Source organism: Enterobacter cloacae complex sp. GF14B (genome assembly GCF_004136805.1).
Taxonomy (GTDB): domain Bacteria; phylum Pseudomonadota; class Gammaproteobacteria; order Enterobacterales; family Enterobacteriaceae; genus Enterobacter; species Enterobacter hormaechei_C.
The window spans coordinates 1-1,099 of the sequence record NZ_QFRV01000314.1 but is presented as its reverse complement, the minus strand read 5'-3'; the positions used below and the strand labels follow the sequence as shown (position 1 = coordinate 1,099).

Here is a 1,099-nt window from a genome sequence, read left to right as displayed (position 1 = left end):
GCCATAAACCGTCTTAGCAGACACTGACTGTTAGTACCTACGTACTAGGAACACACATCTAGCACATGTACAAAATCGACAGCCACATCACACGACGTCACAGGACATCACAAGCCATCACATGACATTCAACATTCATTCGGATCTTAGACCATGATTTATCGGCAATGTAGCTAGCAATCACATCTAGGTCCAATCGGGACCTCATCGATGTCCGATTGACTAACCCCTATTGCAACCATGTCTATACGAGATCAATCAGACCAAAATGCTGCAGCCATTTCGTCTATCAATTCCTGCACTCAAAAGAAGTCAAGAACAAATCAGTATCATTATCAAGAATTCCATTTCATAAAGTCATCCAGTAGAATACTGTCAGCTCTCAGTATCCCTGAAGCTCAAAGAGACATCAGTGACTTTAGTATCAAAATCGAGGCATCTGTTGACAAAGGAGCGGAGTAACTCCCCTCTTGTGCATCCCACTGCACCAGATCTTCGGCCAAGCTGAGTTTCTGGGTTCCGTTTGGAGTAGACTATGCTAAACCAAAACATCGAGGTAAAGTTTCACAATCCGAGGAGTATCTGCTAGGTCCTCCTCCTTCATCCACTTCGTATCCAATGCAGGATAGTTCTTGAATTTAACCAAGAACCGCCTTACCACTTTACCCTTAATTTTTCTGTCTTTATGTGCCAATATCTGTTCTGGAACAAGGATCTCCTCGTTTTCTTCCACTTCGGGTTGCTAATCAGGCTCCCCATCTTCGGGCACATCGCCTTTAAAAGGCCTCAAGAGACTCACATGAAAAGCATTGTGAATCTTCCAAGTATCTGACAACTTTAATTGAAAAATGACATCATACTAAGGAAAAGGTTAAATATCAGTGGACTATTAAAGAGAATCATGCCTTTAATGAGCTCAAACAGAATCTCATGACAAAGCTACTTTTAATTTTACTAGATTTTAATAAGCCTTTTGAGGTCCATTTCAATGCATGTGGTGATAGCATTGAGGTGTTCCTTTCTCAAGAAGGACGTCCCATTGCGTATGAAAGTCATCGACTACACCCACAAGAGTAGGTACTTGGAATCTATGAAAAAG

Annotated in this window: 2 protein-coding genes; one reads left to right on the top strand and one right to left on the bottom strand. The window is 41.6% G+C overall.

Going from position 1 to position 1,099, the window contains the following annotated elements:
• Positions 1–538 precede the first annotated feature (538 nt).
• Positions 539–733, bottom strand: a complete 195-nt coding sequence (locus tag DD606_RS26770; protein ID WP_129259511.1) for a chromo domain-containing protein — start codon at positions 731–733, stop codon at positions 539–541.
• A gap of 155 nt (positions 734–888) precedes the next feature.
• Here DD606_RS26770 and DD606_RS26765 point away from each other — a divergent pair, with 155 nt between their 5' ends.
• Entirely contained in the window at positions 889–1,077 is a 189-nt protein-coding gene (locus DD606_RS26765) for an RNase H-like domain-containing protein (RefSeq protein WP_176691507.1), read from the top strand.
• Positions 1,078–1,099: the final 22 nt, after the last annotated feature.